This is a genomic window from Nocardiopsis sp. NRRL B-16309 (genome assembly GCF_001279585.1).
Taxonomy (GTDB): Bacteria; Actinomycetota; Actinomycetes; order Streptosporangiales; family Streptosporangiaceae; genus Nocardiopsis.
The window spans coordinates 69,694-94,358 of sequence record NZ_LGEC01000064.1; the positions used below are offsets into that span (position 1 = coordinate 69,694).

Genomic DNA, 24,665 nt, shown 5'->3' on the forward strand with positions numbered 1-24,665 from the left:
AGCTTAGAGGTCGGCCGGCCGGTCCCGCGTCGGCGGTGCGGTGTCCGCCGGCCTCAGAGGTCCAGGATCGCGGGCACCACGGTGTCCCACGTCTCGTACGGCGGCATCTGGTGGCCCACACCCGGCAGCGGGACCAGCTTCGCGCCGGGGATCTCGCGGGCCAGGGCCTCGCCGTGGCCGTACGGGAACAGCGGGTCCTCGGTCCCGTGCAGGACGAGGGTGGGCACCCGGATCCCGCCGAGGCCGTCCCGGACCGGGTCCGCGCCCCGGAGCATCCAGTGGTTCTGCGCGGCGGGCATGGCCGGGCTGCGGTCGTGGGCGCGGCCGATCATGCGGCGCAGGCGCGGCTCATCGAGCCGGACGGAGCCGGCGAAGGCCTCCTCCCCCTCCAGGTAGTAGGCGATCACCGCCTCGCGGTCGGACCAGTCGGGCCCCGCGTCCTGCGACGGCTCCGCGAACACCGCCGCCAGCCGCTCGCTCATCGGCGGCAGGTCCGGGTGGTCGGAGCCGCCGGGGCCGTCCGGGGTCGTGGAGATGAGGGTCAGGGCGGTGAGCCGGTCCGGATGGCGCACGGCGACGTGTTGCGCGATGCCGCCCCCCATGGAGATGCCCACGACGTGCGCGGCGGTGATACCGAGCGAGTCGAGCACCCCGACGGCGTCGGCGACCAGGGCCTGACCGTCGTAGGGCGGCGCACCGACCGGGAAGGTGGTGGAGCGGCCGGTGTCCCGGGTGTCGTAGCGGATCACGAACCGGGGGCCGGCGGCCAGGCGCTCGCACAGGTCGGCGTCCCACCAGTCCATGGAGGCCTCGGCGCCGCCGATGAGCAGCAGGGCGGGATCGGAGGCCGCCCCGAAGGTCTGGACGCACAGGTCCACCCCGTTGACGTGCAGTATCCGTTCGGGATTCACAGTGGCCTCCTCGGTCGGCGATGGGCCTGCCACGCACTCTACTACTGGACTCACTACTGAATTCGTAGCACCTGCTATCTTTTTAGTAGAAGTTGGACGGACGGGAGGACGGCGGTGGCCGTGCGGCGCAGCTACGGAGAGGCGTGCCCCATCGCGCACGCGCTGGACATGATCGGCGAGCGCTGGGCACTGCTGGTCGTACGGGAGCTGCGGCTCGGCCCGCGCCGCTACTCCGATCTGGCCGCCGCGCTGCCGGGGATCGGCCCGAGCGTGCTCACGCAGCGGCTGCGGGACCTGGAGGGGGTCGGGGTGCTGAGTCAGCGCACGCTGCCGCCTCCGGCGGCGGCCAGGGTGTACGAGCTCACGCCGTGGGGCGCGGAACTGGAGCCGGTCTTCGCCGCGCTGCGGCGGTGGGGGATGCGCTCGCCGGTCGTGCCGCTGGAGGGCGGGGTCAGCGCGGACACCGTGTTCCTCGGCCTGCGCGCCTACTTCGACACCGCTGCCGGCGCGCCGTGGTCGGCGACCCTCCGCGTCCGGTTGGAGCGAGAGGTCTACCACCTGGTCGTGGACGAGGGAGCACTCACCGACGTGCGCCGCGGCGAGCATCCCGGCGAGCCCGACGCCGTGGTCACGACCGACCAGCGCACGTTCCAGGCGGTCCTGCGGCGGGAGCGCTCGCTCGCCGACGCGGTCGGGGCGGGCGCGCTCACGGTCGACGGAGACGAGCAGGCGGTCCAGCGGCTGGTCGACGCGGCCGGCACGCCCGCCTGACCCGGAGCACCGCGCACGTGGAATCGGGCCGGCTCGGAGCCATCGACCCCGGCGCCCCCAACGGAGCACCGCGCACGCGCGTGGAACCGGGAACGGTCCGCACGGCGGCGGAGGCCCGCGCACGGCGACCGTGGCCCCGCTCACGCCGCCGCCTCCGCGGGCAGGTAACATACCGGCCAGTCGGTCTATACACCTATGGGAGGCTCACCGTGGCGTCCACCCTTCTCTCCGCACGCGACCTGGAGTTCCTGCTCTACGAGTGGCTCGACGCCGAGGCGCTCACCGCGCGCCCCCGCTACGCCGACCACTCCCGCGAGACCTTCGACGGCGCCCTCGATCTGGCCGAACGCGTGGCCACCGACCACTTCGCGCCGCACTTCAAGACCAGCGACGCCAACGAGCCGCACTTCGACGGGGAACGCGTCCACGTCATCCCCGAGGTGAAGAAGGCCCTGGAGGTCTACGCCGAGACCGGCCTCAACGCCCTGTCGATGCCCGAGTCCGTGGGCGGCGCCCAGGCGCCCCGCCTGGTCTCCAGCGCCTGCAACGCCTGGTTCCAGGCCGCGAACCTGGGCACCTCCGCCTACCCGTTCCTCACGTCGGGCAACGCCGCGCTGCTGCTGGCCCACGGCAGCCAGGAGCAGATCGACACCTTCGTGCGCCCCATGGTCGAGGGCCGCTTCACCGGCACGATGTGCCTGTCCGAGCCCCAGGCGGGCAGCTCCCTGTCGGACATCACCACGCGCGCCGAGCCCGCCGGGGACGGCACCTACCGGCTCTTCGGCAACAAGATGTGGATCTCGGCCGGCGACCACGAGCTGACCGAGAACATCGTCCACCTGGTGCTGGCCAAGATCCCCGGCGGCCCCGCCGGGGTCAAGGGGATCTCCCTGTTCGTCGTCCCCAAGCACCTGGTGAACGAGGACGGTTCCCTCGGGGAGCGCAACGACGTCGTCCCGGCCGGGCTCAACCACAAGATGGGCTACCGCGGCACCGTCAACGCGCTGCTCAACTTCGGCGAGGGGCGGCACACGCCCGGCGGCGAGCCCGGCGCGGTCGGCTACCTGGTGGGCGAACCCCACCAGGGCCTCCAGTACATGTTCCACATGATGAACGGGGCCCGGATCGGTGTCGGCGCGGGCGCGATGGCGGTCGGCTACACCGGCTACCTGAAGTCGCTCGCCTACGCCCGCGAACGCCTCCAGGGCCGCCCGCTGGGCGCCAAGGACCCCGCCCAGCCGCAGGTGCCCATCGTCGAGCACACGGACGTGCGGCGCATGCTGCTGGCGCAGAAGAGCTACGTCGAGGGCGCCCTCGCGCTGGTGCTGTACTGCGCGCGGCTCTACGACGACACCCTCAGCCACGAGGACCAGGAAGCGCGCGAGCACGCGGACCTGCTGCTGGACGCGCTCACCCCCGTCGTCAAGAGCTGGCCGTCGCAGTGGTGCGTGGAGGCCAACGACCTGGCCATCCAGATCCACGGCGGTTACGGCTACACGCGCGAGTACGACGTGGAGCAGCACTACCGCGACAACCGCCTCAACCCGATCCACGAGGGCACGCACGGCATCCAGGCCCTGGACCTGCTGGGCCGCAAGGCCGTGCTCGACGGCGGCAAGCGGATGGGGCTGCTGGTGGAGGCCGCCCGCACGGCCGTGGAGCGCGCCCGCGCCCTCGGCGGCGCGGAGGCCGCCTACGCCGACCTGCTGGACGCGGCGCTGACCCGCACCACCGAGACGGCGGCCGCGGCCTGGTCCGAGGGCGACCCGGCCGTCGCCCTGGCCAACGCCACGCCCTACCTGGAGGCGGTCGGGCACGTGGTCATCGCGTGGATGTGGCTGGAGCAGGTGGTCACGGCGCACGGCAAGAAGGGGTCCTTCTACGACGGCAAGCGCGCGGCGGCGGCGTACTTCTTCCACCACGAACTGCCCCGTACCGGACCGCAGTTCGACCTGGTGGCCTCCCGCGACCGCACCGTCCTGGACGTGTCCCCGGACGCCCTGTAGCCGGGCCGTCCGGCGCCAGGGCGCCGTGCGTCCGGGCCCCGGAGGGGCGGTCTCTCCGGGGCCGGACGCACGGTCAGACCGCGTCGTGCCGGAACCGGCGGTTGACGCCTCCGGCGATCCGGACGGCCGTCGACCGGGGCAGCAACCGGGGCAGGAAGGTCAGCACCCGGTCGGAGGCGCGCCCGGGGAAGGAGGCGGTGCGACCGCGTGCGAAGTCGTCGAGGGTCCTCGCGGCGACGCGGTGCGGGGACACCGCCTTCGGGCTCATGGTGGCGGCAGTGCCGTCGAAGAAGCCCGTATCGGTCGCGCCCGGGTAGGACCCCATCACCCGGACGCCGGAGCCGCGCAGCTCCTCGGCGACCGCTTCGGTGAAGGAGAGCACGAAGGCCTTGGTCGCCGCGTAGCCGGCCTGGTACGGCAACGGCTGGAACGCGGCGCTCGACGCGATGTTGACGATCCCCCCGTGGCCGCGTTCGAGCATCCGGGACCCGATGCCGTGGGTCAGCGCCATCAGTGCCGTGACGTTGAGGTCGACCGACCCGCGGTCGCGGTCGAACGACTGGGCGAAGAACGGGCCGACGGCCCCCGTTCCCGCGTTGTTGACGAGGAGATCGACCTCCGTTCCGCGCATGCGCAACGCGGCGACGACCTCCGAGGGGCCGTCCGGCGCGGCGAGGTCCGCGGCGACGACCTCCGCCCGGACACCGTGGGTCTCCCTCAGCTCCTCCGCCAGGCGTCCGAGCGCGTCGGCGGACCGCGCGACGAGTACGAGGTGGGCACCGCGAGCGGCGAGTTCGCGGGAGAGGGCCTTTCCGATCCCTTTCGAGGCGCCGGTGACCAGGGCGGTTCTTCCAGAGTAGAGAGACACGACACGTTCCTTCGGTGACGGAGCCCATGTGCGGACTTTGATTCGAGCCTCAAAGCATGTAATTCGAGACTCAAAGTACATGCTTCGAGGCTCGAAAGGCACGCGATAGGCTCACGGCATGCCACCGAGTCCCCTGGAAACCGCCGTCCTCGGCGTCCATACGCTGGCCACACAGACCGAAGAGCTCATCGCGGACGTGCTGTCCGAACACCGGTTGACCGGCGCCACGGCTCAGGCCCTGTGGGCGATCGACCCCCAGGAGGAGCCTCCGTCGATGAAGACGATGGCGCAGCGGCTGTTCTGCCGCGCTCCGAACCTCACGTTCGTGGTGAACCAACTGGTCGACCGAGGACTCGTCGAGCGGATCGTCGACCCGGCGGATCGCCGGTCACGCCTCGTGGTGCTCACCGAGGAGGGGCGTCGCACCCGCGCCGCGGTCGTCGCCGCCGCGCTGACCACGAGCCCCCTCGCCCGGCTGCCCGCCGACGAGCTGCGTCGGCTGGCCGACCTTCTCGACCAGGCGCTCGAACCCCTCGCCGACTGACCACCGCGCGGGATCGGGCGGCCACGACGCCCGCGGCGTGGGCAACGCCGAGGACGAGAACGCCCTCCCCTCGGGCCCGGCACGCCTGCCGGACGGCCGCCTCCCGCGGGACTAATCATGGAACTTGTTCCGAAAGTGTGTACGACGGCCGGTGTTCCGTAGTACTCCTGGAAGTACAGCACCTTCGTCCGCCGAGGAGTCGTCGATGTCCGTTCGCCGCGTCATGCCCATCGTCCATTCGGAGACCGTGCCGGAAAGCCGCGAGTTCTACGGCCTGCTGGGCTTCGAGGAGGTCATGAACCACGGGTGGATCATGACGCTCGCCTCCCCCTCCCACCCGACGGCGCAGGTCAGCTTCATGGTCGAGGACGCGACCGCACCGGTCGCCCCCGACATGAGCGTCGAGGTGGAGGACGTGGACGCGGCCTACGCGGCGATGCGCGAGAGCGGCGCGGAGATCGTCCACCCGTTGCGGGACGAGGAGTGGGGTGTACGGCGGTTCTTCGTCCGCGACCCGAGCGGGCAGGTCGTCAACGTCCTGGAGCACCGCTGACCGGTGCCGGTTCCGCGCGGCGTCGCGGGATGCGTGGCGCGAGGACGGCGACGGCACCGAGCGCGGCGGCCATGAGCAGGAAGGCGGCCGTGTCCGTACCGGCCCCGGCCGCCACCGCGGTCGCCGCGGCGAGACCGACAGCGCCGCCGAACTGCTTGCCGGTGTTCATCAGACCGGAGGCCGCCCCGGCCTGCTCCGCCGGGACGCCCGTGGTCACGATGGTGGCGAGCGGGGTGTTCAGCAGGCCACCGCCGACGCCGATGACCACGCTGGGCGCGAGGACCGTGAGCCCGAAGGGACCGCTGTCCGCCAGTGCCTGCCAGACGAGGCCGAGCCCGGCCGCCACCGCCCCCGCGCAGACGAGCGCACGGGCCGGGACGCGCCTCATCAGGCGCGGAGCGGCCCAGGTGTTGACCGCGAGCATGCTCAGGGTCAGGGGAAGGAACGCCAGTCCGGCCTGGAGCGGGGTGTAGCCCCACTGGTCCTGTATCCGGAACGTGAGGAAGTACCAGAGCCCCACCTGGAAGCAGACGGCCGTCAGGGCGGTGGCGATGTTCCCCCGCAGGATGAGGCGGTCGCGCAGGAGGGCGGCGGGCACGAGCCGGTGCGGGGTCCGGCGCTGCTCCAAGACGAGCAGGACGAACAGCAGCACGCTCGCCGCCCCGGCCGCGGTGAAGGCCGACGCCGAGCCCGGGGTTCCGGCGACCGAGAGCGCGTAGGTGGCGCACGTGAAGCCGCCGGTGGCCAGCACGGCGCCGGCGAGGCTGATGCGTCCGCCGCGCCGGTCGTCGGGCGTCCACCGCCACAGGGCGACGGCCCCGAGGACGACGGCGGCGCCGATCGGCAGGTTGACCAGCAGGACGGCCCGCCACGAGAACAGGTCGGTGAGCACGCCGCCGGTGACGGTACCGAGGCCGCCGCCGGCCAGACTGACCGCCGTCCAGACGGCGACCGCCCGGATACGGGCGGGCCCCTCGGGATACGCGGCCGTGAGCAGGGTGAAGGTCGCCGGGGACACGACGGCGGCGGACAGCCCCTGTGCCGCCCGCGCGCCGATGAGCATCCAGCCCTCGGTCGCCAGTCCGCCCACCGCGCTCGCGAGGGTGAAGGACGCGATGCCCCAGGCGAGCACGCGTGCCGTGCCGAGCACGTCGGCCAGCCGCGCCCCGACGAGCAGCACTCCCGCGAAGCCGAGGCCGTAGGCCAGGGCCACCCAGGTCGCCGCCACACTGCCCAGGGCGAGTTCGGCCCGGATCGACGGGAGGGCGATGTTGATGACCGAGATGTCCAGCACCACCATCAGCTGGGCCGCGCAGGACGCCCACAGGGCGAGTCGTCCGGTCGCCGTGGACACACCAACCTCCTTGATACGCCTGTATCATTTGATACAAGCGTATCATCGGCAGCGGAAGGGAGGCGGTGATGCCTGAGACCGAACGCCGCGCGCAGATCCTGGACGCCGTGGAACGGCTGCTGGGCCGGGGCGGCCTGGAAGCGGTGACCATGCGGGAGGTCGCCGCCGAGGCGGGGGTGTCGCTCCGCCTGGTCCAGTACTACGGCAGGAGCAAGGACGAACTCCTCACCGCGGCCCTGGAGCGGCTGGCCGACAAGAGCGTCCGGCGCTGGCACGCCCGGAGCGAGGAGCACGCGCGGAACGGGCGACCGGAGGACGGGTCGGCACTCCCCCGAGTCAGGGCGTTCCTCGACGAGGCGCTGCCCACCGACGAGGCGAGTCGCTCCTTCCACCGCGTCGGCGTCTCTCTGGAGCTGCTGACGATCACCCGGCCGGGCGCGGCCGCGGAGGCCTACCGGGCCCATCTCGGCGCCCTGGCCGACCACCTCGCCGGGATCCTGCGCACCGACCCGCGCATCGGTGCCGCGGACGCGCACCGGCTCGCGTCGGAGACCATGGCCCTCGCGCACGGCGTGGGGTCCCTCCTCATGGCCGGGCAGATGACGCAGTCGGCGGCCGAAGCGCTGCTCGACGGCTACGTCGACCGTCTGGCGGCCCGGCTCTCCACCTGACCCCCGGGGCCCTCGACCGCCGGGCACGCCGCCCGCCCCCTGCGCGACCATTCCACAGCGGCGGCAGCACCGCTCACATGGAGCTCAGGGACTGGCGTCGCTCAGCGCAGTCTGTGGGCGGAATCCGACGACACAGGCCAGTTCGGTGTCCTCGTCCGGCCTCAACTCGCCGGGGGAGTTCTCCGGCACGTGCAGGATGTCACCGGGGCCCGACGTGACGGTGTCGCCGCGAGCGTGGACGGTCACGGCCACGGAGACGGCGATCGACCCAGTCAGTATGCTCGCTTCCTCACTGGCCGCTCTGGACGTCCTGCGGCATCTGGGCGGGTTCGGCGAGCCCGCCTCACTCAACCGGCGCGTGGGAGTGTGGACGCACGACCTGACGCTCGACGAACAGGTCGTTGAACGCGCCTACGACTGTCCTACCTGCGCCGGCGTGCGACCGCCCGTGAACCGACTTCGAGGAGTCCGTTGAACACCGCACCGCCTTCTGCCCCCGACTGTGTCTTCTGCCGGATCGTGGCCGGGGGCGCCCCCGCCCACCACATCTGGGAGGACACCGACCATCTGGCGTTCCTGTCGATCTTCCCCAACACCGAGGGCTTCTCCGTCGTCATCCCCAAGGCCCACCGCACCAGCTACGTGGTGGATCTGGAGCCGGGAGAGTACGCCGCCCTGCACCGGGCGGCTCGTGAGGTCGCGCGCCTGCTGGATGCGGCGTTTCCCGACGTGGCCCGCACGGGGATCATGTACGAGGGCTACGGGGTCGACCACGCCCACGCGAAGCTGTTCCCATGCACGGTACGGCGGGCAACGCGGGCGACGACTGGCGAGAGGTGGCCTCGCCGGTGGAGGGGTACTTCGACCAGTACCAGGGTTACCTGTCCTCCCACGACCACAAACGTGCTGACGACGCCTGGTTGGCGGGCGTCGCGGAGCACATCAGGAACACGACGCCCTGATGTTTCGGGGGCGCGAACACCACAGGGGTGGTGCGGACGAAGTTCGTCCGCACCACCCCTGCTTCACGCCGGTTCACGGCGTCGTCAGTTGTTGCCGTCGTCGTTCATCGCGGCCTTCCTCTTGTCGCAGGTGGTCGTGTCGGTGAAGGCCGTGGCATGCCCCGGGATACTCGCTCGGCCCCGGAACCCATCAAAGCCCTCCGCCGGACCCCCGCCAATGGGATTGCTCGTCATTGCTCCCGAACGACTGCCCCGGGCACCGTTTCCTTCGGTCGGTGGCGGGCGGTGGACAGGGACGGCCCCGAGACCCGGCGTCAACGGCGACCGTGTCGAAGCGGCCGACCTCGTCTGCGGGGCGGCCGTCCGGGACTCCAAGCACCCCGCCAACCGCCACCTCTCCTTCCCCGCCGACGAGTGGGACGCCTTCCTCACAACCGCCCGCCTCCAACGAACGTCGGGGCCCCACCGATCACGGCGGGGCCCCGCTCACGATCTCACGGAACCATCCGATCTACGGGCGCGGGCAGCTCCCGACGCGGGGCTCATCCCGCATGGGGCGGTCCGGCCCGGACGGCGTGCGCCACTCTCAGCCGCTGAGTGTGGTGCATCGCCAGTCCCTCCAGTTCCTCGGGCGCGAACCACCGCGCCTCGTGCGACTCACTGCTCACCTGGAGGTCACCACCGAGCAACACGGCCCGGAAGCACACGTTGAACTGGCGGCGCACCTCGCCGTCGCTGTAGGCGATGACGTGCCGGGCATCGGTGTAGGTACCGACCAGCCCGGTGATCTCAACGTCGTACCCGGTCTCCTCCCTCACCTCACGCACAGCCGCCTGGGGCAGGCTCTCGGTCATCTCCATCGCCCCGCCCGGCATGGCCCACAGCCCGTTGTCGGTCCGCCGCTGCAACAGGAGGCGACCGGCGCCGTCAAACACCGCCGCACTGGCGGCCGCGACCAGGCTGTTCGGCGTCGGCGCTGCCGGATCGTCGTAGTACTCGGTTCGGGGCACGGGTTTCACTCCACAAGAGGTTCGGCTGTCCGCCACACTGCATCGACACTCGCAGCGTAGGCGTCGAACAGACCATTATCGACACTTCGGTGCAAATGGAACAATGGATTCCCATAGGCGTTCATGCCGTAGATATGAGTGTTGACGAACATCTCATTGTCAGCACGGTAGACCGAGTTGTACAGGGTGGTGCTGTGTTGCGCGATGGCCACCCCTTCCAAACCAATAATTGGCCTGTAGTGCAGATGTGCGAGTTCGCAGCGCGACTCGATCCCGTGACCAAAAGCCTCCTCCTCACCACGTGCCCTGACAGCAGCGCAGCCTGGGTCACCGATCAGAATTCTGATTCGAACTCCGACCTGAGCCTTGTGGCGGAGAAGGCCATTCCAATCAGGCATCTGCTCGTGCAGGAACAACGCGGCATAGACCATGATGTCGATGGATTCAGAGGCCTGGTCGAACATGGCCCGCCATATCTCGATCGGAACCTCGGAGCGGTGACGGTGGACCGCGGTGAGATCCGATCCGGTGGGATCGGCGGACACCTTCGGGCGAGTTCTCAGAGCCGGCCACAGATGGTGCACTTCCACGTCGAGCGCCCCCGCCACCGCATGAGCATTGCGCAGACGCGGCACGCGCCCGTTGTTGACCCACCGCTCAACGGTCTTGGGATCGGCGCCGACCTGTTCGGCGAGGGAGGCTGCTGTGTTCCCTGAGCGCACCAGAGCAGCACGCAGTCGCTCGTTGGCCATAGGGACGTTTCTACCGCACCAGGACGTCCCTGAGGACGCGCTTGACGTGGTAGTGACATCCTGAGATGTGGTCGACTCTGGAATCCCCGAGTGCAACGGAGACGACTCAATGACCGGCCCTAGCCCTGTGAACGGCGAGAACACCATAATTCCCAACGTGGATGACGAACTCATCAAGGTCGGCGACGCCGCAGACCTGACCGAGGGGACCAGCACTCGGAGCGGCACCGAGGACAAGCGCTACAAGTACCAGTAGACCGCCCCGTGGGACGGTGCGACTGGACGCACCGTCCCACAGCTTGGAAGGAGGAATCCGTGCGCTTCTTCGGAGGATCGTCCGCTATGGATGGAGGTGCCCTCTGGAGTCCAATGAAGACCCAATGGTCTCTGAGACACCCCTCAGGGAATGTGTGGGCGACCAGTACAGCCGATCGGATCCAGACCGCCGAGATGGCTTCCCTGGCACGCTGGGCCGTGATCCTCGGTACTCACGACGTGGCTGAAACCGAGTTCGAAACCTGGCTGAGCGGGGAGAAGCCTCTCCTGCCCGCCGCCTGGCCCGGTTCCTACACCATCGTGCTCGGTGACGGCTTGGGCGTGTCCGTGTTCGCCGATCCAGCGCACGCCGTACCGGTCTACTACACCGAAGTGAATGACGGGGTCGTGTGGGCCTCGTCGAGCTTTGCACTTTCTCCGCTGGCCGGGACCGGCATCAACCTGGACTGGGCCGCTGACCTGATAGCCGACCCGGCCGGGTTCACCCCCATCGATCGCTCAGCCTTCAACGGCGTCTCGATGGTGCCGCCCGGATATCGCCTCGACCTGGCCGGAACTCATTCTCCGATCGTTCGGCGCTGGTGGAACCCTCCGCCCCCTGTACGCCCACAGAACGCTTCAGCAGGCTTCCGGCGAGCACTCGAAGACGCCGTTCTTGCACGCCTCTCCTTCGGGCGGACGATCTCGTGTGACCTCAGCGGGGGGCTCGACTCGACATCGCTGTGTCTGCTCTCAGCAAGAAAGGCACAGCCAGGGCAGCAGATCATCGCCTGCACGGTTCGGCCGGAAGGCGTCCACCACGGCGGCGACCTGGACCACGCACGCGCGGCCGTGGACGATCGCCAGGACATCCGGCACCTGGTTCTCCCACTACCGGACGACGCGGCTCCCTTCGTCGGCATCACAGGTGGCCCGGCAACAGACGAACCGGCTCCTTCAACGATCACCCGTGCCAGACATCAGCGTGGCTATGCTCTGGTCGCAGCACACGGAAGCCAGATCCACATCAGTGGCGACGGAGGCGACGCACTGCTGATGCAGGGGCCTGAGCACGCGTTGAGGCTGATGAAACGAGGGCGGTACCTTCGGGCTCTGCGTGATCTCCATGGATGGGCCAAACTCAATCGAGTGAGTCCTGCCCACATGTTGGCTGACACCGTTCTTCCCGCGCGGGCGCATCCGAACCTGCCACCGTGGCTCGAACCCAAGCGCGCGAACGGGGGCCGAGATCCGTCCAGGCGCTACCGGTCCGCGATTCCAGAAGCGGACTTTGACCTTGCCGCTCTGGCCGGTGTCGGACGTACGGCTCGATCCGACGTACAGCTCGCCGATCCTTCGGGCATCCGCTTGGAGAACCCCTTCCTCGACCGGGCTGTCATCGACGCCGCGCTGAGGTTCCCGATCACACACCGGGGATCACCGTGGGAGTACAAGCCGCAGATCACCACGGCGCTGACTGACGTGCTTCCGAACAAGTTGCTCCACAGACGGGCCAAGGGCGGTACCGACGCCGACCATTACCGGGGGCTGCGCGCCAACCTCACCTCGGTTCTCGAGCTCACGGACGGGTGGCTGGCCGGGAACGGGATTATCGATTCACGATTGCTCCGGTCAGAACTCAGGAGCGCGGCATCCGGCCGCCCGACGGCTTGGGGGGTGCTCGAGCCGACCATCGCCACAGAGATTTGGGCACGTTCCATCGAGTCGTGTGCTGCGCCCGGCTGGTACAGGGAGTGCGCACGGACGAGGAATCGGATATGAGCCTTCCGCGGTTCCTCTCTCCTGGTTCTCGCATGCGCTTCATGTGCTATCCCTCCGTCACGGTGGCCCTGGACGTCAGCGACGGCTCTGTCCACTTGCTAACGGGGTCGGCAGCGCGACTGATATCCGAACTGGCTGCGGTGGCAGGGACGACTGAGGCGACAGCTACCGACGATCAACGTGCCTACCTCATCGAGCAACTGATCGACCGCCGCTGGCTCGTCGCGATTCCAGAGCCATCCGAATGGGAAGGCGTCCAGTCGGCCGATCCGCAGTCGCCCAGTTGGGGGACGAGGGAATCTGCGGCGGCCCTGATCCCCGTAGGGCCCGCTTCGCTGAAGTGGAGCCTGCTCGGTGTCACGGCTCTCGCTGTGGTCCTGTGCGCGCGGCACCTCGGTCCCACACGCACTCGCTTCGCGCGAGCCAGAAACCTGGCTCCTGGACCGCGGAAGCAGGGAACATCAGATAGGCGCGCGGCGGAGAGGGCAGCGCGCGCCGTTCGAGGGGTCGGTCGTGTGCTTCCTGCACGGATCGCCTGTCTTGAGGAGGCCACCGCTACGGCCCTGGTTCTGTACTGGTCTGGGCACCGAGTGACGTGGCGGCACGGAGTCGCGACGGATCCCGTCCGCATGCACGCCTGGATCGAGGTTGACGGCAGTCCCGTGGGGGAAGCCGACGACATCACCGACTACACACCGTTCGAGGAACCATATGAGTGACAAGGCGACCCCCGTCCTGTGGGCCGAGGCTGACGGGGCGGCGTTGGGGCCGCTCCGCGCCGACCTGGCCCGAGAGTACTGGCGCTGGGAGAACGACCCCCGCGCGGTCCTGGGGTACGGGCGCCAAGTTCCCGAGAGCCCGGAATCACGAGCGGAAGGACTGGAACACCAACTGCGCGGTGCACCCGACCAGGCTCGGTTCACCGTCTACGAACTGCGCGACGGTGAACCCAGGCCGGCAGGGTTGGCGAGTCTGCTCATTGATCACCAAGTGCGCACGGCCGAGTTCATTCTTGTCATCGCACCCGAGGCCAAGGGGAAGGGGATCGGTACCGTCGCGACACGGTTGACCCTTGACTACGCCTTCCACATCACGGGGTTGGAAATGGTGTGGCTCAAAGTGTTGGAGCCGAACGAGGCCGGACGTCGGGCGTACGCCAAGGCGGGGTTTCAAGAGGTCGGGGTACTGCGCGGCGCAGGACAGTGGCAGGGGCGCCGCTGTGGTGAGGTCGTCATGGACGCCCTTCCCACGGACTTCACCGGGGTCTCGGCCTTCGCAGCCGAGGGCTGATGACCGGGAGACGGCAGGCGGACAGCCCCGGGGCACCCGTTCTCCCACGAGAGCGCCGACGGGTGGGACGCCTTCCTGGAGACCGCCCGCCTCTGACGAGCGTCGGGGCCCCGCCGATCACGGCGGGGCCCACGTTTGGCTCCCGGTCAGCTCCGGGCGGGGCGCAGGCGGTCGTCGGCGGGCACGTCCAGCTCCCACACGTGACCGAAGTCGGCCTCCTCGTACCCGAAGTCGACGTTGGCGACGCGCACCCGGGCGGGGCCGACCTCCACGATCTGCACGCTCACCGGCTCCTCCCGCTCGGGCAGGGTGAGCAGCCAGCGGTCGGCCAGGTACGACAGCCCGACCGAGTCCAGCGCCGCGCGCGCGTCGTCGGCGTCACCGGGCTCGGCCAGCGCGTGGCCGACGAGCGTGACGGGCACGCACAGCCCGTCCTCGGCGGGTGCGAGGTAGCCGAGGATCTCACCGTCCTCGTCGCGGTGATGGGGCTCCCAGTGGGCGGGGATCATGGCGTCGACTCCTGTCCGGTACGTCGGCCGCCCGTCGGTACGGCGGCCGTCCGCCGACTCTAGGTCGGCGCCGGGTGGTGCCCGCAACCGGTTTTCCCCGCCCCTCGCCCTCCGCCTCCTCACTGATCGACCCGGCGTCGCCGGGCAGGACGCTCAGAGGCCGGCCTCGGTGTCGGCGCCCGGGCAGTCCTCGTCGTGTTCGGTGGCGTCACTCACACCGGGGCGGGCGGTGAACGGATGTGGGGCGCCCGCCTATCCTCGAAAGGGTGAGTAGCACGCTCGACACCGACGAACCGGTGGCCTGGGCCGCGCGGATCCAGGCGGTCCTCGGGGCCGGTCCCGTGGCCGTCCTGACCGGGGCCGGGGTGTCCACCGACTCCGGCATCCCCGACTACCGGGGGCCGGACTCCCCGCCGCGCACACCGATGACCTACCAGCAGTTCACCGGCGACGCCGCCTTCCGCCGCCACTACTGGGCGCGCAACCACGTGGGCTGGCACCACATGCACCGCACCCATCCCAACGACGGGCACCGCGCGCTGGCCGACCTGGAGCGGGCGGGTGTGGTGGGCGGCGTCATCACCCAGAACGTCGACACCCTGCACGGCGCGGCGGGCAGCAGGCGCGTCATCGACCTGCACGGCCGCTACGACCGCGTGGCGTGCCTGTCCTGCCCGGCGCGGGTCACCCGTGCCCGTCTGCACGAACGCCTGACCCATCTCAACCCCGGCTTCACCGACGGGGTCGCCGACGTGGAGGTCGCCCCCGACGCCGACGCCGTCCTGGCCTCGACGGAGGGCTTCCGGGTGGCCGACTGCGAGTCGTGCGGCGGCGTGCTCAAGCCCGACATCGTCTACTTCGGTGAGAACGTGCCCAAGGCGCGGGTGCTGGAGGCCTACCGCATGGTCGACGACGCCGAGGCCCTGCTCGTGGCGGGCTCCTCGTTGACCGTGCTGTCGGGTCGGCGGTTCGTCAAGCGCGCGGCCGAGCAGGGCAAGCCGGTCGTGATCGTCAACCGGGGCGCGACCCGCGCCGACCACCTCGCGGCGCTGACGGTGCACGCGGGCTGTACGCCGGTCCTGCGGGCGCTGGCCGAGTCCTACGCCCCCTGACCCGGATCGCCCGAGCACGCCACTCGGCCCCGCAGGTCAGATGGCCTCGCGTCGCTGCAGGTAGACGAACGACCCCCAGCCGGGCAGTACCGGGAGCCAGAAGGTCAGCAGCCGGAACAGCAGCACCGCGGGCAGCGCGACCGCGGCGGGCACTCCGGCCACGGCGGTCAGCCCGCCGATGAGCGCGGCCTCCACCGCGCCCAGACCGCCGGGCGTCGGCGCCGCCGATCCGATGGCGTTGCCCGCCAGGAACACCACCGCGACCGCCACCAGGCTCACCTGGGTGCCGGGATCGGTGAAGGCCAGCACCGAGAAGTGCAGGCAGAGCACGAACGCCACCGTCAGCAGCAGCGTGCCGCCCAGGCCCAGTCCCAGGCTGGCCGGCCGCTGGAGGGTGTCCATCAACCGGGGCAGCACACCGCGCAGGTAGGGGCGCAGCCGGTCGGCGAAGGCCCGGCGCAGGCGCGGCACCAGGACGACCACGGCGACCGCGGCCGTTCCCACGATGCTGATCACCACGACCGTGGGCGAGGGCGTGAACCCCGTCCAGTACGAGGTACCGGTCAGATAGGCGCACACGAGCAGCAGCGGGACGTGGACCATGAACCCGACCAGCTGGGACAGGCCCACCGCCGACAGGGCCAGGGACGTGGGCGCGCCCGCCTTGACCGCGAAACGGGCGTTGATGGCGATCTGGCCCAGACCCGCCGGTGCGGCGATGCGCACGAACGAGGCGGCGTACTGCACCGCGACCGTCCGCCACCACGGCAGGGGAACGGGCACGAAGCCGATGAGGATCATGGCCGCCCCGAACATGCACGCGGTGGCCATGGCCAGGGCTGCGACCGCCCACATCGGGTCGGCCTCGCCGATGGTCGTCAGGTCCACGCCGGCCAGCTGGTAGGCCAGGATCAGACCGACGACGGTGGCGGCGATGACGCTGACGACGGTGCGCGGCCGCATCCGCTCCAGGCGGGCGGGGGACGCGGGGGCCTCCGGGGCGATCCGGGCGATCTGGTCCCCGACCTCCGACAGGAGCCGGCGGTCGCGGCGCAGGCCGCGACGGGTCCGGGAGGGCAGTCCGGCGGGCTGGAGGAAGGGCAGGACGGCGGCGGTGGCGGCCACGCCCAGGGCGCGCACGGCGGAGTCGACGGCCCGTTCGGCCCCCACCCGCATCGCCAGGAGCGTGATCAGGGCGGCGTTGTCCAGGGACGCCTTGAGCGGGGGCGCGGCCACCGCGCCCCGGTCGACGCCGGTGAGGACGACGTGGTGCGGGTCCTCGCGCAGGACACCGACCGTGGCGCCGGTGAGGTTGCCGTGCGCGAGGCGCCGCCGGTGCAGGGCGTCCACGTTCTGCCACACCAGGTCGATGAGGTCGTCGGTGATCTCGTCGTCGGCCAGGGCGTCGAGGGTACGGGTGTCGGGCAGTTCGCGGGCCACGATCACCGTGCCGGGCCCGACCTCGCCGATCGCCAGCACGCGCGGGACGGTGACGCCCGCCTCGCGGGCGCTGAAGCTCATCAGCGCGGCGTGCTCGGCCCGGCGGCGGACACCGTAGAGCATCCGGGGCGCGACCGGCCCCCGCAGCAGGAGCAGGTCGCGCAGCCGGCGCCAGAACCCGGCGGTGTTCTCGGAGCTGAGCAGTGACAGCTCCGCTCGGGCGCCGTCGTCGAGGTCGGCGAGGAAGCGCGGGTTGCCCTCCTCGTCGGTGCCCGCGCCGGTGATGGCGGTGACGGTCAGTCCGAACCGGTGGAGTTCGGCGTGCAGGCGCGCGTCGACGGGTTCCAGGGGCTGGGCCCCAACCGCGTAGCGGGCCAGGGCGGCGCAGACGATGCCGACCAGCACGGTCAGCAGGAGGGCGGACGCGCTGCTCACGCCCGCGAGCAGGGCGCACAGGGCGCTCGCGGTGGTGCCGTACCAGAGCAGTGAGCGCACGCGCGGCGTGCCGGTGGGCATGGTGAGGGCGAAGGCGATGGCGGCGGCCACGTACCCGAGGGTGGCGCTGGTGAACACCTCGGCGGGCACGCCGTTCAGGGCGTCGCCGGGCACGTCCGGCACGGTGGAGTGGTCGCGGCCGACCAGGGTGCTCAGGGCGGCGTTGATGAGGGAGGCCAGGGCGTAGGCCGCGACCGCGGCGGTCATGACGCGGGCGAGGCCGCGCAGGTCGCCGTCGATGAGCGTGCGCAGGACGGTGTAGGAGGCCAGGACGAGCAGCAGGAGGTTGGCGGCCACCGCCACCAGGAGGAGCAGCCCGATGGGCAGGATCGCGCTCAGCAGTCCCGGTCCGGGCATCTGGTCGCCGTCGGTCACCACACGCACGGCGAGGAGGATCACCGCGACCGCGACCAGGCCCGCGGTCCCGACGAGGAGGTCGACGGGGCTGCGCGGGGTCTTCGTGGCGCGGGGGCCCGGGTCGGGCGCCTGCGGGTCGGTTCGGGTCGTCACGCTCCCAGACTGCCCGAACGGCGGGGCACCCGGCGTGAGGGTCAAGGGCGTTTCATCCGTTATGCACGTTTTGGGACAGCAGTGTGACCACCCCGTGCCCGGAGTCGGCGGGGCGAGCCCGCGCGTCGCCCGGCGACCGGGTCCATGTCGGACGCCTCCGGGCGCGGGGTGCTCACCGCACACGGGGCACGGCCGAGGCGGGCGCCCGGCAGGACACGTCAGAGGTTCGAGTCCGGTGGAACGTCTCCCGGCCGGGGACCCGCGGGGCGCCTCCGGGGCGGCGTCCGGCGGGCGCCTCCGGGGCGGCGTCCGGCGGGCGCCTCCGGGGCGGCGTCCGGCGGGCGCCTCCGGGGCGGGCGTCCCGTGGGACGCCCGCCCGGTGCCTCACTCGGGGAGGGGCAGCAGCCCGCGCCGGTAGGCGGCGACGAGGTTGCGCGGCACGCGGTACTCGCGCCCGCCCACGTGGAGGGTGACCAGGTCGGGGGTGCTGGCCTTCCACTGGGAGCGGCGGGTGCGGGTGTTGGACCGCGACATCTTGCGTTTGGGTACGGCCATCGGCCCTGTCCTTGTCGTTCTCGGTGGTGGTCGTTCCGGCTGCGCTCGCGCGCGGCCGCACGGCGGCGCGGCGGGGCGCCCCGCCGCGCACGGTCAGCGCTTTCGCTGGTAGCGGCGCTGGAAGCGCTCCACCCGGCCTGCGGTGTCCACCACGCGGGCGGTCCCGGTGTAGAAGGGGTGGCTGGCGCTGGAGATCTCCACGTCGATGACGGGGTAGGTCCGGCCGTCGGTCCACTCCACGGTCTTCTCGCTGGTGGCGGTGGACCGGGTGAGGAACGCGAAGTCGGCCGCGCGGTCGCGGAAGACGATCGGCCGGTAGTCGGGGTGGATGCCTGGCTTCATGGGTGCCTCCTGGTGGCGGGTCAGCGTTCCTCGCGGAACTCGACGTGGCGGCGGGCCCTGGGGTCGTACTTCTTGAGGACGAGCCGGTCGGGCGTGTTGCGCCGGTTCTTACGGGTCACGTAGGTGTAGCCGGTTCCTGCGGTGGACTTGAGCTTGATGATCGGGCGGACCTCGTTGCGCGCCATGGGTGCCTCCTCTGGGGTCGCAGACGATACAAGTCAATGATAACCGTTTTCATTCCCCCCTTGGACGACACTCGAAACCGGAGCACAATGTCCGACATTGACTACTCAGTGTGATGAAATCTCCCCAGACCGCTCTCGATCGCGGACCGACGCGGCACCGCCCAGGCGAGGAGAGACATGGCGCACCACCACGACCACGCGAGCCCCACCCGGCGCAGCGCCCTGCTCACCACCGCCGGGCTGGGCGCGCTGGGGGCGTCCGCCCTCGTCTGCGGGCCGCCCGCCCTCGCCGCTGCGCACCCCGCACCCTCCGCCGCGCCCACCGGATCCCGGCTCTCCTTCGCCCCCGTTCCCATCGCCCGCAAGGACGAGGTCACCGTTCCCGAGGGCTACACCGTCCGCGTCCTGGCACCCTGGGGCGCGCCGATCGGCCCGCGCGGACCCCGCTGGCGGCCCGACGCCTCCGACACCGCCGCCGCGGCCCTGCGTCAGGTCGGCACCGGGCACGGCGGCGTGGAGTACCTGCCGCTGGGCCCCGGCCACGACGGGAACCGGCGCGGCCTGCTCGTGCTGACCCACGCCACCGCCGATCCCGTGCTGCTGCACGCCGACGGGGGCCGGTCCGCCACCGCCGCGCACGCCGCCAAGGAGATGGCCTCCCTCGGGGTGACGGTGCTGCGGATCGAACTGCGCGACGGCCGCTGGCGCGTGCTGGCCGACGGACTCAACCGCCGCCTGACGCCCTCCTCCCCCGTCGCCTTCTCCGGCCCGCTGGACGGGCACTCCGCACTGGACACCGGGGCGGAGGCACTCGGCCTCCTCGGCGGCTTCGCCCACGCCGCCACCCCCTGGGGTACCTTCCTGAACGGGGAGGACACCCTCGCCGACGCCTTCGGCACCGACGACCGGCGCTGGCGGCCCACCCCCGAGCAGGAGCGCTACGGCCTCACCGCCGACACCCCGGACTACGGCTGGCACGCCCACCACCCGCGCTTCGACCTCGCCGAGGCCCCGCGGGAGGTCCACCGCTTCGGCTGGACCGTGGAGGTCGACCCGTTCGCGCCGAACGCCGCACCCGTCAAGCGCACCGCGCTCGGGCGCCTGGCCGCCCGGGGCGCCGCGGTGGCCGAGTCGCGCGGATACGCGGTGGTCTACCTCAGCGACGACGCCCATCTGTACAAGTTCGTCACCGCCCGCCCCTGGCGCGACATCCGCAACGCCACCACCAGCCCGCTCGACGAGGGGACCCTCCACGCGGCACGGCTGGACACCGACGGAACCGGAGCCTGGATCCCGCTCGTCCACGGCCGCGAGGGCCTGCGCACCGGCTTCCGGGACCAGGCCGACGTCCTGCTGCGGGCTCGCGAGGCCGCCGACGCCGTGGGCGCCACCGCCCTGCGCGAGCCAGGGCAGCCCGCCGTCCATCCGGTGACCGGCACGGTCTACTGCCCGGAGAGCGCGGGACCGGGCGGCGGCCGGGTGCTGGCCTGGACCGAGGGCTCGGGCGACCACGGGGCGGCCGTGATGAGCTGGCGCGAGTTCGCCCGCCCGGAGCCGGGCCCGGGCACGGACCCCGCCGGAACCGTGTTCGGCGCCCCCGGCGGCGTGCACTGCGGTGTCGACGGGCGGCTGTGGATCACCACCGACGTACCGGCCGTGGCCGAGCCGGAGCGCCGCGTCCGACTGGGCAACAGCGCCCTGCTGTGCGCCGATCCCGAGACGGGCGAGGTCCGCCGCTTCCTCACCGGGCCGCCCGGATGCGCGATCTCGGGGGTGAGCTCCACCCCCGACCAGGGCACGCTGTTCGTCACGGTGCACGGGCCCGGTTCCGCCGGGGAGGGGGACGACGGTCCCACCGCGCAGGATCCCCGGGCGGTCAGCAACTGGCCCGGCTTCGACCCGCGGGGGCGCCCCCGCTCCGCCGTGGTCGTCGTCAGCCGCCGCGACGGCGGCCGGGTCGGCACCTGACCGAGTCACGGACTCCCCGCCCCACGAGCGCCGGGGCCCGCGCACGGAACCGACCGGCACGGGCCCCGTGCCATCTCCCACGTCCGACCACGGACGCGATCCCTCCGCCCGCGCCACGCGGACCGCGCCCCCGGCCCCGCTCCACACCCCCACACCCGATCACAGACGCGCCCCCTCCGCCCGAGCCACCCTCGCCCGAACCACGAGCTACGCGGACCGCGCCCGAGCACCGCGCACCGAACCACGCGGGCCCCGGCGCCCGACGCCCCGTCCGCCTCACCCCTACCGCCACGCCCCGCACGGCGCCGGGTGTCCCCCCACGCGCGGAAGCCCCCATCCCCCGAGAACACACGCAACCCTCCCGGCACCACCCGCGTCTGATCGGTCATCGACCGCGCGACGAAGGAGTCCCCCATGTCCGGACACACGTTCCAGGTGGATCTGCGGGGCATCGTGGACCTGCTCTCCCACCACCTGTACTCCAGTCCCAGGGTCTACATCCGCGAGCTGATGCAGAACTCCGTGGACGCCGTCACCGCGCACCGCCGGCTCGACCCCGCCGTCGCGGGCCGGATCCGGATCGAACCATCGGAGACGACCGGCGACGGCTCCCTGCGGGTGCACGACGACGGCGTCGGCCTCACCGAGGCCCAGGTGCACGAACTCCTCGCGACCATCGGCGGCTCCGCCAAGCGCGACGACCTCGGCTACGCCCGGCACGAGTTCCTGGGCCAGTTCGGCATCGGCCTGCTCTCGTGCTTCCTGGTCAGCGACCACATCGAGGTCCGCACCCGCAGCGCCGCCGAACCGGACGCCCCGGCGGTGGTGTGGCGCGGCACCTCCGACGGCCGGTACACGGTCGACGAGGGCCCCGCGGACACCGCGCCCGGCACGACGGTCACCCTGCTGCCCCGCCCCGGAGCCGAGCGGTGGCTCTCGGGCCCGGTCGTCCGCGAGCTCGTCGAGGAGTACGGCGGCCTGCTCCCCCACCCCGTCAGCGTCGCCGACGAGACGGTCACCTGCGGCGGGCCCCTCTGGCTGTCCGAGTTCGCCGACCCCGGGGCGCGCAAGCACGCCCTGCTCCAGTACGGTGAGCGCCTCCTGGGGCGTCGGCCCTTCGACGTCATCGACCTGGAGGTGCGCCAGGCCGGACTGACCGGCGTCGCCTTCGTCCTGGCCGAGGGCGCCCACCCCTCCCAGCAGGGCCGCCACCGCGTCTACCTCAAGCGCATGCTGCTCGGCGACCGGACCGAGCGCCTGCTCCCGGACTGGGCGTTCTTCGCGCACTGCGTCGTGGACACCTCCGAGCTGCGGCCCACCGCCAACCGGGAGCAGCTCTACGACGACGACCTGCTGCACAGCACGCGCGAGGCGCTCGGTACCCGTCTGCGGAACTGGCTGATGGACCTGGCCCGGACCGCGCCCGACCGGTTGGGCCGCTTCCTGACCGTGCACGGGCACGCGGTGCTCGCCCTCGCGGTCCACGACGACGACATGCTGCGCCTGGTCTACGAGTGGCTGCCCCTCAGAACCTCCGACGGGCCCGTCACCCTGGCCGACTTCGGCCGCCGCCACCGCCGCTTCCTGTACTGCGGCACCCACGAGGAGTTCGGCGAGCTCTCCGCCATCGCCGCCGCCCAGGGACTGGGCCTGGTCGACGGCGGAACGGCCTACACCGAGGAGATCCTGGGCCGGCTGCCGCGACTCCTGCCCGGCGTGGAGGTGCGCCGACTCGACCCCGCCGAACTCGCCACCACCTTCGCCGAGGTCGACGGCGGCCCCGGCACCGAGCGCTTCCTCGAAGCGGCCCGGGCGGCCCTGCACACTCTGGGCTGCACGCCCCAGATGCGCGCCTTCGAACCGCCGACGGTCCCGGCCCTGTACCTGGAGAGCGTGACCTGGCGGACCTACACCGAGGAGGTCGAGGCCCGCGCCCAGGCCACCGACGCCTGGTCGGCCCTGCTGGGCACCCCCGCGTCCGAACCCGTCGACGCCCGCGACGTCCTCATGCTCAACCACCACAACCCGCTCGTACGCCGGATGCTCAGCCTCACCGACCCCGAACTGGTGCGGCTGGCCGTGCGGGTCCTGCACGGCCAGACCCTGCTCACCGGGCACCGCCCGCTGCGCCCCGCCGACACCGCCGCGCTCAGCCGTTCCTTCCTGGGGCTCCTGGACCGGGCCGTGCGGGGAGCCGAACAGAAGGAGGAGAAGTGACCGTCGGAGAACCGCTCCGGGCACGCGAAGAGGTCGTCTCCCGACCGCCGGGCGCGAGCCGTTCCGAAGGGTCGCGGACCCGCGCACCCATCGGCGCCGAGCCGCTCGTCGACCACCTCGACCTGGAAACGGAATCACCATGACACCGGAGGAGTTGCGGCGCGAGGCCGCCGCGCTGAACCGCCTGCCCGAGACCGAGAGCCGGTCCGCGAGCACGCGGGCCCTCCTGCGCCGGGCGGAGGAGGCCGGCCACACCGACCTCGCCCTCGGCCTGCGCCTGGACCTGCTGCACGTGGAGCACCAGTTGTGCGGCCGGACGGCTCCCGAGGCCCGGGGACCCCGGATCGGCCGGATGCGGGTGGACTTCACCCGCGTCCTGGCACTCCACGATCAGCACCCGGAGTACTTCGGCGAGCAGCAGGAACGCGAGATGTGGAGCCTGGTCGGCTTCCTCGTCGGCGACCTGCGGAACCGCGCGGCGGCCCCGGTCGCCGACCTGACCGCGCTCCTGGACGACCTGGAACGCCGGTTCTCGCCCACCGGCCTGAACCGTTCCAGCCTGCTTCGGGAGCGGGAGGGCATCGCCCGAGCGGTGGGGGACTTCGCACGAGCGGACGCGCTGCTGAACGAGGTGGAACTCCTGGAGTGGGACCCGGTGTGGACCGTCCAGGACTTCGTCGTGGCACGCGTGTCTGCCCTCACCGTACAAGAACGGTACGAGGAGGCCGTCGAGGCGGCCCGTCCCCTGCTGGAGGGCGAGGTCCGGTCGGTGGACCCCGACGGTTCGCCCACGGACGTGCGCCCCCTGCTGTTCGACCTCCTGGAGCCCTACCTCGCCACCGGACGGCTGGAGCGGGCACGTGAGGCCTACCACCGCACGTCCGGCCTCCTGCGGGTCCGGGACTGGCGCGCGCAGCGGTGGAGCTGGGACTCGGTCGAGGGACAGGACCTCTTCTACCTGGTGGCGCGGTTGAGTTTCTACGCGCTGTCGGGGAACGGGGACCGGGCTCTGGAGCTGCTGAGGAGCACCACCCCCGGGATCGGCGCGGTGGACACCGGCGCGCAGCTGACCATGGCCGTGTACGTGGCCCAGGCCTGCCACCGGCTGGTCGAGGCCGGACGGGGCGACGAGACGGTCGAGGTCGCGGACGGCGGCACCCGGCGGCCGATGAGCGTAGCCGACCTCTACCGCGACCGGGCCGAGCAGACGATGCGCTTCGCGCGTCGGGCCGACGCCTGCCACGGCAACGACCACGCGTCCCGCACCCACCACGACACCATCCACATGGAGCCCTTCGTCGACCACCTGGACCTGGGTCCGGAACCCGGGGAGGGCAGGCGGAACTAGGGAAGGACGCGCAGGTCCGGGACGGAACGCGGGTCCGAGGTCCGCGCACGACGAACGCCGGCGGCGACCACGGGGGGTCGCCGCCGGCGTTCGGATCCGGCCGGAGGACGGTCCGGCCGGGGTTGGGTCAGGCCACGCGTGCGCGCTTGGCCGCCTCGCGTTCGGCGCGGTGGCGGCGTGCCTCGTCCGGGTCCAGCAACGGCGCCGCCGTCAACAACTGACGCGTGTACTCACTACGCGGCGAGGTGTACACAC

The 24,665-nt window shown here is 71.7% G+C and carries 24 protein-coding genes and 2 pseudogenes; 15 read left to right on the top strand and 11 right to left on the bottom strand.

Annotated features, from left to right (window positions below; genetic code table 11):
* Positions 1-53: 53 nt before the first annotated feature.
* Positions 54-911 carry an alpha/beta fold hydrolase gene (locus ADL05_RS09660; protein WP_053616549.1) on the bottom strand — a complete coding sequence of 286 codons (858 nt, stop codon included), beginning with the start codon at positions 909-911 and terminating at the stop codon, positions 54-56.
* A 120-nt stretch (positions 912-1,031) separates the two neighbouring features.
* On the opposite strand from ADL05_RS09660, the gene ADL05_RS09665 reads away from it, so the two are divergent.
* Positions 1,032-1,682, top strand: coding sequence for a winged helix-turn-helix transcriptional regulator (locus tag ADL05_RS09665; protein WP_231640681.1), 651 nt, complete (start codon positions 1,032-1,034; stop codon positions 1,680-1,682).
* A 209-nt stretch (positions 1,683-1,891) separates the two neighbouring features.
* The gene (locus tag ADL05_RS09670) at positions 1,892-3,688 is read left to right on the top strand and encodes an acyl-CoA dehydrogenase (RefSeq protein WP_053616551.1); all 1,797 of its coding nucleotides are present in this window, start codon (positions 1,892-1,894) and stop codon (positions 3,686-3,688) included.
* A 73-nt stretch (positions 3,689-3,761) separates the two neighbouring features.
* Here ADL05_RS09670 and ADL05_RS09675 read toward each other — a convergent pair whose 3' ends face one another.
* Positions 3,762-4,556, bottom strand: a complete 795-nt coding sequence (locus ADL05_RS09675) for an SDR family oxidoreductase (RefSeq protein ID WP_053616552.1) — start codon at positions 4,554-4,556, stop codon at positions 3,762-3,764.
* A 118-nt stretch (positions 4,557-4,674) separates the two neighbouring features.
* Between ADL05_RS09675 and ADL05_RS09680 the strand changes: the two genes are divergently transcribed.
* Both ADL05_RS09680 and ADL05_RS09685 read left to right on the top strand, forming a co-directional pair.
* On the top strand, positions 4,675-5,100 hold the full coding sequence (locus ADL05_RS09680; RefSeq protein ID WP_053616553.1) for a MarR family winged helix-turn-helix transcriptional regulator: 426 nt from the start codon (positions 4,675-4,677) through the stop codon (positions 5,098-5,100).
* A gap of 205 nt (positions 5,101-5,305) precedes the next feature.
* Positions 5,306-5,653, top strand: a complete 348-nt coding sequence (locus tag ADL05_RS09685; RefSeq protein ID WP_053616554.1) for a VOC family protein — start codon at positions 5,306-5,308, stop codon at positions 5,651-5,653.
* Here the strand turns inward: ADL05_RS09685 and ADL05_RS09690 are convergent.
* The gene (locus ADL05_RS09690) at positions 5,631-7,007 is read right to left on the bottom strand and encodes an MFS transporter (protein ID WP_053616555.1); all 1,377 of its coding nucleotides are present in this window, start codon (positions 7,005-7,007) and stop codon (positions 5,631-5,633) included. The genes ADL05_RS09685 and ADL05_RS09690 overlap by 23 nt on opposite strands.
* A 68-nt stretch (positions 7,008-7,075) precedes the next feature.
* Here ADL05_RS09690 and ADL05_RS09695 point away from each other — a divergent pair, with 68 nt between their 5' ends.
* Positions 7,076-7,678 carry a TetR/AcrR family transcriptional regulator gene (locus tag ADL05_RS09695; protein WP_053616556.1) on the top strand — a complete coding sequence of 201 codons (603 nt, stop codon included), beginning with the start codon at positions 7,076-7,078 and terminating at the stop codon, positions 7,676-7,678.
* Between the two features lie 84 nt (positions 7,679-7,762).
* Here ADL05_RS09695 and ADL05_RS30445 read toward each other — a convergent pair whose 3' ends face one another.
* Entirely contained in the window at positions 7,763-7,924 is a 162-nt protein-coding gene (locus ADL05_RS30445) for a hypothetical protein (protein ID WP_156365787.1), read from the bottom strand.
* Between the two features lie 31 nt (positions 7,925-7,955).
* Here ADL05_RS30445 and ADL05_RS29535 point away from each other — a divergent pair, with 31 nt between their 5' ends.
* From ADL05_RS29535 to ADL05_RS31700, 3 genes and pseudogenes are all read left to right on the top strand, one after another.
* A complete protein-coding gene (locus ADL05_RS29535; protein ID WP_369800918.1) occupies positions 7,956-8,153 on the top strand; it encodes a hypothetical protein in 198 nt (65 codons plus the stop codon).
* Positions 8,150-8,640 (top strand): annotated as a pseudogene (locus ADL05_RS09700) (HIT family protein). The gene ADL05_RS29535 and the pseudogene ADL05_RS09700 overlap by 4 nt, the downstream one beginning before the upstream one ends.
* A gap of 328 nt (positions 8,641-8,968) precedes the next feature.
* A pseudogene (locus ADL05_RS31700) lies at positions 8,969-9,070 on the top strand (DUF397 domain-containing protein); the annotation flags it as partial.
* Between the two features lie 112 nt (positions 9,071-9,182).
* Here the strand turns inward: ADL05_RS31700 and ADL05_RS09705 are convergent.
* A complete protein-coding gene (locus ADL05_RS09705; protein ID WP_053616557.1) occupies positions 9,183-9,650 on the bottom strand; it encodes an NUDIX hydrolase in 468 nt (155 codons plus the stop codon).
* 5 nt (positions 9,651-9,655) lie between these two features.
* Positions 9,656-10,402 (bottom strand): helix-turn-helix transcriptional regulator, encoded by a 747-nt coding sequence (locus ADL05_RS09710; RefSeq protein WP_053616558.1) that lies wholly within the window; start codon positions 10,400-10,402, stop codon positions 9,656-9,658.
* 369 nt (positions 10,403-10,771) lie between these two features.
* Here ADL05_RS09710 and ADL05_RS29545 point away from each other — a divergent pair, with 369 nt between their 5' ends.
* The 3 genes from ADL05_RS29545 to ADL05_RS09720 are packed head-to-tail and all read left to right on the top strand — an operon-like array spanning position 10,772 to position 13,729.
* Positions 10,772-12,439: an albusnodin/ikarugamycin family macrolactam cyclase gene (locus ADL05_RS29545; protein WP_197285745.1), complete on the top strand. Its 1,668-nt coding sequence runs from the start codon at positions 10,772-10,774 to the stop codon at positions 12,437-12,439.
* A gap of 41 nt (positions 12,440-12,480) precedes the next feature.
* Positions 12,481-13,158: a lasso peptide biosynthesis B2 protein gene (locus tag ADL05_RS32400; protein ID WP_156365789.1), complete on the top strand. Its 678-nt coding sequence runs from the start codon at positions 12,481-12,483 to the stop codon at positions 13,156-13,158.
* Positions 13,151-13,729, top strand: coding sequence for a GNAT family N-acetyltransferase (locus ADL05_RS09720; RefSeq protein ID WP_053616560.1), 579 nt, complete (start codon positions 13,151-13,153; stop codon positions 13,727-13,729). Before ADL05_RS32400 ends, ADL05_RS09720 begins: the two co-directional genes overlap by 8 nt.
* Before the next feature lie 146 nt (positions 13,730-13,875).
* Here the strand turns inward: ADL05_RS09720 and ADL05_RS09725 are convergent, their stop codons facing one another.
* The gene (locus ADL05_RS09725) at positions 13,876-14,238 is read right to left on the bottom strand and encodes a hypothetical protein (RefSeq protein ID WP_053616561.1); all 363 of its coding nucleotides are present in this window, start codon (positions 14,236-14,238) and stop codon (positions 13,876-13,878) included.
* A 266-nt stretch (positions 14,239-14,504) separates the two neighbouring features.
* Here ADL05_RS09725 and ADL05_RS09730 point away from each other — a divergent pair, with 266 nt between their 5' ends.
* On the top strand, positions 14,505-15,350 hold the full coding sequence (locus tag ADL05_RS09730; RefSeq protein WP_053616562.1) for an NAD-dependent protein deacetylase: 846 nt from the start codon (positions 14,505-14,507) through the stop codon (positions 15,348-15,350).
* 36 nt (positions 15,351-15,386) lie between these two features.
* Here the strand turns inward: ADL05_RS09730 and ADL05_RS09735 are convergent, their stop codons facing one another.
* From ADL05_RS09735 to rpmG, 4 genes are all read right to left on the bottom strand, one after another.
* Complete coding sequence (locus ADL05_RS09735) at positions 15,387-17,795, bottom strand: lysylphosphatidylglycerol synthase transmembrane domain-containing protein (RefSeq protein ID WP_053616563.1); 2,409 nt, start codon at positions 17,793-17,795, stop codon at positions 15,387-15,389.
* A 384-nt stretch (positions 17,796-18,179) separates the two neighbouring features.
* Entirely contained in the window at positions 18,180-18,350 is a 171-nt protein-coding gene (gene rpmF / locus ADL05_RS09740) for a 50S ribosomal protein L32 (protein WP_053616564.1), read from the bottom strand.
* A 93-nt stretch (positions 18,351-18,443) separates the two neighbouring features.
* Positions 18,444-18,692 (bottom strand): type B 50S ribosomal protein L31, encoded by a 249-nt coding sequence (locus ADL05_RS09745; RefSeq protein ID WP_053616565.1) that lies wholly within the window; start codon positions 18,690-18,692, stop codon positions 18,444-18,446.
* Between the two features lie 20 nt (positions 18,693-18,712).
* Positions 18,713-18,877 carry a 50S ribosomal protein L33 gene (rpmG, locus tag ADL05_RS09750; protein WP_053616566.1) on the bottom strand — a complete coding sequence of 55 codons (165 nt, stop codon included), beginning with the start codon at positions 18,875-18,877 and terminating at the stop codon, positions 18,713-18,715.
* A 177-nt stretch (positions 18,878-19,054) separates the two neighbouring features.
* Between rpmG and ADL05_RS09755 the strand changes: the two genes are divergently transcribed.
* From ADL05_RS09755 to ADL05_RS09765, 3 genes are all read left to right on the top strand, one after another.
* Entirely contained in the window at positions 19,055-20,845 is a 1,791-nt protein-coding gene (locus ADL05_RS09755; protein ID WP_053616567.1) for a PhoX family phosphatase, read from the top strand.
* Positions 20,846-21,259: 414 nt separating this feature from the next.
* Positions 21,260-23,062: an HSP90 family protein gene (locus tag ADL05_RS09760; RefSeq protein WP_053616568.1), complete on the top strand. Its 1,803-nt coding sequence runs from the start codon at positions 21,260-21,262 to the stop codon at positions 23,060-23,062.
* A 139-nt stretch (positions 23,063-23,201) separates the two neighbouring features.
* On the top strand, positions 23,202-24,410 hold the full coding sequence (locus ADL05_RS09765; RefSeq protein ID WP_053616569.1) for a hypothetical protein: 1,209 nt from the start codon (positions 23,202-23,204) through the stop codon (positions 24,408-24,410).
* The last annotated feature ends 255 nt before the right edge of the window (positions 24,411-24,665 follow it).

Bases quoted from the DNA above. Each gene is read 5' to 3' on its own strand.
- ADL05_RS32400 (WP_156365789.1), top strand. From the start codon at position 12,481: ATGTGCTATCCCTCCGTCACGGTGGCCCTGGACGTCAGCGACGGCTCT.
- ADL05_RS09720 (WP_053616560.1), top strand. From the start codon at position 13,151: ATGAGTGACAAGGCGACCCCCGTCCTGTGGGCCGAGGCTGACGGGGCG.
- rpmF (WP_053616564.1), bottom strand. From the start codon at position 18,350: ATGGCCGTACCCAAACGCAAGATGTCGCGGTCCAACACCCGCACCCGC.
- ADL05_RS09760 (WP_053616568.1), top strand. From the start codon at position 21,260: ATGTCCGGACACACGTTCCAGGTGGATCTGCGGGGCATCGTGGACCTG.
- ADL05_RS09695 (WP_053616556.1), top strand. From the start codon at position 7,076: ATGCCTGAGACCGAACGCCGCGCGCAGATCCTGGACGCCGTGGAACGG.
- ADL05_RS09745 (WP_053616565.1), bottom strand. From the start codon at position 18,692: ATGAAGCCAGGCATCCACCCCGACTACCGGCCGATCGTCTTCCGCGAC.
- ADL05_RS09725 (WP_053616561.1), bottom strand. From the start codon at position 14,238: ATGATCCCCGCCCACTGGGAGCCCCATCACCGCGACGAGGACGGTGAG.
- rpmG (WP_053616566.1), bottom strand. From the start codon at position 18,877: ATGGCGCGCAACGAGGTCCGCCCGATCATCAAGCTCAAGTCCACCGCA.
- ADL05_RS09710 (WP_053616558.1), bottom strand. From the start codon at position 10,402: ATGGCCAACGAGCGACTGCGTGCTGCTCTGGTGCGCTCAGGGAACACA.
- ADL05_RS09755 (WP_053616567.1), top strand. From the start codon at position 19,055: ATGGCGCACCACCACGACCACGCGAGCCCCACCCGGCGCAGCGCCCTG.
- ADL05_RS29535 (WP_369800918.1), top strand. From the start codon at position 7,956: ATGCTCGCTTCCTCACTGGCCGCTCTGGACGTCCTGCGGCATCTGGGC.
- ADL05_RS09685 (WP_053616554.1), top strand. From the start codon at position 5,306: ATGTCCGTTCGCCGCGTCATGCCCATCGTCCATTCGGAGACCGTGCCG.
- ADL05_RS09765 (WP_053616569.1), top strand. From the start codon at position 23,202: ATGACACCGGAGGAGTTGCGGCGCGAGGCCGCCGCGCTGAACCGCCTG.
- ADL05_RS29545 (WP_197285745.1), top strand. From the start codon at position 10,772: ATGAAGACCCAATGGTCTCTGAGACACCCCTCAGGGAATGTGTGGGCG.
- ADL05_RS09680 (WP_053616553.1), top strand. From the start codon at position 4,675: ATGCCACCGAGTCCCCTGGAAACCGCCGTCCTCGGCGTCCATACGCTG.